The sequence below is a fragment of the Eubacterium sp. AF15-50 genome (assembly GCF_934835595.1).
GTDB classification, from domain to species: Bacteria; Bacillota; Clostridia; order Lachnospirales; family Lachnospiraceae; genus Eubacterium_G; species Eubacterium_G segne.
The window spans coordinates 1-5,268 of sequence record NZ_CAKVZL010000121.1; the positions used below are offsets into that span (position 1 = coordinate 1).

At 37.3% G+C, this 5,268-nt stretch carries 4 protein-coding genes; all 4 read right to left on the bottom strand.

From position 1 onward, the window contains the following. A partial coding sequence (gene priA / locus Q5O73_RS10015; protein WP_302669614.1) for a primosomal protein N' occupies positions 1-1,505 on the bottom strand: 1,505 nt, incomplete at its 3' end. 55 nt (positions 1,506-1,560) lie between these two features. Continuing rightward, a complete protein-coding gene (folD, locus tag Q5O73_RS10020; RefSeq protein ID WP_302669615.1) occupies positions 1,561-2,409 on the bottom strand; it encodes a bifunctional methylenetetrahydrofolate dehydrogenase/methenyltetrahydrofolate cyclohydrolase FolD in 849 nt (282 codons plus the stop codon). A 34-nt stretch (positions 2,410-2,443) separates the two neighbouring features. Next, on the bottom strand, positions 2,444-4,114 hold the full coding sequence (locus Q5O73_RS10025) for a formate--tetrahydrofolate ligase (protein ID WP_302629503.1): 1,671 nt from the start codon (positions 4,112-4,114) through the stop codon (positions 2,444-2,446). Between the two features lie 18 nt (positions 4,115-4,132). Further along, the coding region (locus tag Q5O73_RS10030; protein ID WP_302669616.1) for a DNA translocase FtsK at positions 4,133-5,268 on the bottom strand (1,136 nt) is incomplete at its 5' end.

Consider the following 5,268-nt stretch of genomic DNA (forward strand, 5'->3'; position numbering starts at 1 on the left):
ATTCCAAAGCCACCAATATTTTTAGAGCCACATCCCGGACACAATCCCGGCATCATTTCCGTGTGTCCACAATAATGACATACTAATTTTCTATTGGTGTGAAGTTTTAAGGTAACATCACAGTGTGGACATTTAATTGCCTCACCACAATCCCTGCAGGATACAAATCCCGCATATCCTCTTCTGTTAATAAACAGCATTGTCTGCTGTTTTTTCTGTAATCTGTCTTTAATTAATTCACTTAATTTTACACTAAATATAGACTTATTATCATTTTTTAACTCTTCCCTTAAATCCACAATGGAAACTGTGGGAAGATTTCCTTTTTCCCTTGATGTAAGTTTATGAAACTTATATATGCCTTTTTTTGCCCGGTAATATGACTCAAGAGACGGTGTGGCTGAACCTAAAACAATGGCAGCTCCCGTATCCACACCTCTTTTTTGTGCTACTTCTATGGCATGATACTTAGGCACCGACTCGCTTTTATATGCACTTTCATGCTCTTCATCTATTACAATAAGTCCCAAATTTTTAAAAGGTGTAAAAAGTGCTGACCTGGGGCCAATCATTATGCTGATTTCACCCTTCTTAGCCCTTTCAAACTGGTCGTACTTCTCTCCTGCAGACATTCTGGAATTTACAATGGACACCTTTTCCTTAAAACGCCTTGTAAATCTCATAACTGTCTGATAAGTAAGGGCAATTTCCGGAATAAGTACAATGGCAGACTTTCCATTTTTAATGGTATAGTCAATTAAATCCATATATACTTCCGTCTTTCCGCTTCCTGTAATTCCATGAATCAGATGAACATTAGGGAACTTAGACGGTTTAAAATTCATGGTTTTCTTTATTTCTTCCGCAACACATCTTTGTTCATTATTAAGAACAATGTCATACTCCGGCTGACTGGTAACAGTAACGGGATTTCTATAATCAATATCCGCATTAACAACAATATCTCCCTGGATTTCCATGGATTTTATCGTACTGTCAGATATATTTAATTTATCTGTTACAAGCCTCTTAGAAATATTATCATTGTCAATTAATTCCTTAAGAAGTCTTATTCTTGCTGTAGCATGTTTTTTGGTGTATTGTTCAATCTTCTCTAATGCTTCATCTTTAGTCATATTAAGAACAATGGTTTTATTTTCCTTTGCCCTGACTTTGTTTTTTACAGGTATTACGGTTTTTAATGCCTGATTCATGGTTGAACCGTAGTTTTCTTTTATCCACCATGCCAGTTTAATAAGCATGCTTTCCACTTCCACTGCACCTTCAATAACAGAGGATATTTTTTTCATTTTGCTTACATCAAAGGATGGTTTATCAGTTACCTCAATAACATATCCCTTTATCTGTCTGTTTCCCCTGCCAAAGGGTATCATTACCCCTGTGCCTGCAAAAATGCGGTTCTCCAATTCTTCAGGTATTATATATCCAAAAGGATGGTCTAACTTTTCGTGAGAAATATCAATTATAATATTTGCAAACTTCATTTTGACCTCCTTTTAATCTCCGCTGCATTTTGGACATTAGCTTTTATAGATTAATTTATTTTTTATTTAGCTCTACACTTCTTAAACAGTTTACCAACAACATAGTAACTGTCATTGGGCCTACACCTCCCGGAACAGGTGTTATGGCTGATACCTTTGGCTCCACTGACTCAAAATCCACATCACCACAAAGCTTACCGTTTTCATCTCTATCCATTCCTACGTCAATTACCACGGCACCTTCTTTAACATAATCAGCTGTTACAAATTTTGGTTTTCCAATAGCAGCAACTAAAATATCTGCCCGCTTTGTAACTTCCTTTAAATCCTTAGTTCTTGAATGGGCAATTGTAACTGTGGCATTTTCCTTAAGCATTAAAAGTGACATAGGCTTTCCTACAATATTGCTTCTTCCAATTACCACGCACTCTTTTCCTTCAATATCTATGTCACTGCGTTTTAGCATTTCAATAATTCCTGCAGGAGTACATGGTAAAAATGTATCTTCTCCAATTACCATTTTTCCTACATTTACAGGATGAAATCCGTCAACATCCTTTGTGCTGTTAATTGCAAGAAGTACCTCACTTTCATCTATATGCTTTGGAAGGGGAAGCTGAACTAAAATGCCGTTTACGGTATCATCTTCATTTAATTCCCTGACAATATTAAGTAACTTCTCCTGAGTAATTTCCTCCGGCAAAGCTAAGGTTCTTGAATTAATACCTACATATTCACAGGCTTTTTCCTTATTTCTCACATAAACTGCAGATGCCGGGTCGTTTCCCACCTTTACAACTGCTAATGTAATGTCAATTCCTTTATTCTTATATTCAGCTACCTTTTCCTTTAACTCATCCTTTATTGCTAATGAAATAGCCTTTCCGTCTATTATTTTTGCCATTTCCTTTTCCCTCTTTTCCGGTAAATTTTATGTTTTAGAATAATCCTTCTATTTTGCCATCATCAGTCAAATCAATTCCATATGCTGCCGGCTTCTTTGATAATCCAGGCATGGTCATAATGCTTCCGGTAATTGCAACTACAAATCCTGCTCCGGCAGAAATATATACTTCACGGATATTTATTGTAAATCCTGTAGGACGTCCTAACTTAGTTTTGTCATCTGACAGTGAATACTGTGTTTTTGCCATACATACAGGATAATCTCCATATCCTAACTTTTCAATATTGGCAATGGCCTTTTCAGCCTCAGGAGAATATGTTACTCCCTCTGCTCCATATATCTTTGTGGCAACAGTTTCAATTTTTTCTTTAATGGACATATTATCAGGATATAAAGGCTTGTAATTTGACGGCTTATTTTCAATAGTATCAATTACTTTCTGTGCTAAAGCAACTCCGCCTTCGCCACCTTTTGCCCAAACTTCTGCTAATGCGAACTCACATCCACGTTCTTCACAGAAATTCTTTATAAATTCATATTCAGCTTCCGTATCTGTTACAAACCGATTTAATGTAACTACTACAGGAACTCCAAACTGCTGTAAATTTTCAATATGTTTTTCAAGGTTTACAATACCCTTTGCTAAAGCTTCAACATTTTCGTTGGATAATTCATCCTTTGACACGCCACCATTATATTTTAAAGCCCTTACCGTAGCAACTAATACTACACAATCCGGCTTAAGGCCTGCCTTCCTACATTTAATGTCAAGAAATTTCTCTGCTCCTAAATCAGCGCCGAAGCCTGCTTCCGTTATTACATAATCTGCCATTTTAAGAGCTGTTTTTGTAGCCTTTACTGAGTTACATCCATGAGCAATATTGGCAAAAGGTCCACCATGTACCAATGCCGGTGTATGCTCTAATGTCTGAATAAGGTTTGGCTTCATGGCATCCTTTAAAAGAACTGCCATTGAACCTACTGCCTTAATATCCTTTGCAGTTACAGGCTCTCCGTCATATGTGTATGCAACAATTATCTTTCCAAGTCTTTCCTTTAAATCTGCGTAATCGTTGGCAAGACAAAGAATTGCCATGATTTCTGATGCCACGGTAATAACGAAATGATCTTCTCTTACAACACCATCTACTTTTCTTCCAAGACCTACTACTATATTTCTTAAAACTCTGTCATTTATGTCAACACATCTCTTCCATACAACCTGATTTGGGTCAATATTTAATTCATTTCCCTGCTGGATGGAGTTGTCAAGCATTGCAGCAAGTAAATTGTTAGCTGAAGTTATTGCATGGAAGTCTCCTGTAAAATGAAGGTTTAAATCTTCCATTGGAACAACCTGAGCATATCCGCCACCTGCAGCACCACCTTTAATACCAAAGCATGGTCCTAATGACGGCTCTCTTAAAGCTATCATTGCTTTTTTATTTAATTTTCCAAATGCCTCTCCTAAACCAACAGTTACTGTTGTTTTTCCTTCTCCTGCAGGAGTCGGATTTATGGCTGTAACAAGAATAAGTTTACCATCTTCATTATCTTTGATTTTTTCATAGTATTCATTGGATATTTTTGCCTTATACTTTCCATATAACTCAATATCATCCTCTGTTAAACCTATATTCTGTGCTACCTCTTTAATCGGAAGCATAACTGCCTCCTGTGCAATTTCAATGTCTGATTTCATAATTTTAATATCTCCTTCTTATTGATTATCGTTTTGTAAACTAGCTTCAAATTCATCTAAACTCATAATAACCTTTCTAGGTTTATTCTGTTCCTCCTGACCTACAACCCCTGCATCATAAAGCTGTTCCATAATACGTGCCGCTCTGTTAAAGCCCACTCTGAACTGCCTTTGAATCATACTAGTTGAGCCCTTTTGCTTTTCTATGCAAAGCCTTCCTGCTTCAGCAAATAACGGGTCTTTATCCCCTTCTGCTCCACCGGAAGCCTCCATATCCGTAGTTAATTTTACACCAATGGTTTCGTCATATTCAGCTTCTCCACTGTTGTTTTTAATATATTCAACAGTATCAAAAATTTCCTTATCCGATACATATGCTCCCTGTACTCTCACAGGTTTAACATATCCGGCAGGATAAAACAACATGTCACCATTGCCTAAGAGCTTTTCAGCTCCGTTCATATCTATAATTGTTCTTGAATCCGTTCCTGATGCCACAGTAAGGGCAACTCGTGAAGGAATGTTTGCCTTAATAAGTCCCGTAATAACATCTACTGAAGGACGCTGAGTTGCAATAACCATATGAATGCCTGCTGCTCTGGCAAGCTGTGCTAAACGGCATATTGCCTCTTCCACTTCCTTAGCTGCCACCATCATAAGGTCAGCTAACTCGTCAATTACAATAAGTATCTGTGGCATTTTTTCCGGTGGATTATCTCCTGAAAAATCACCGCTTTCCACCTTTGCATTGTAACTTCCAATATCTCTTGCCCCTACATTGGCAAACTTCTTATATCTGGTGGTCATTTCTGCCACCGCCCAGTTAAGAATGCCTGCCGCTTTTTTAGGGTCTGTAACTACATCATATAATAAATGAGGTATTTTATTGTATACCTGAAATTCCACAACCTTAGGATCAATAACAATAAGCCTTACGTCTTCCGGTGTTGTCCTGTAAAGAATACTCATTAATATTGAGTTTGTAAATACTGACTTTCCTGAACCTGTAGTGCCTGCAATAAGCATATGAGGCATTTTGGCAATATCAGCCACAACTACTCTTCCTGCAATATCCTTACCTGCCGGAAATGCCAGCTTCGACTTATGCTCCCTTAATTCCTTTGAATTTAAAAGTTCCTTTAAATATACAGGAT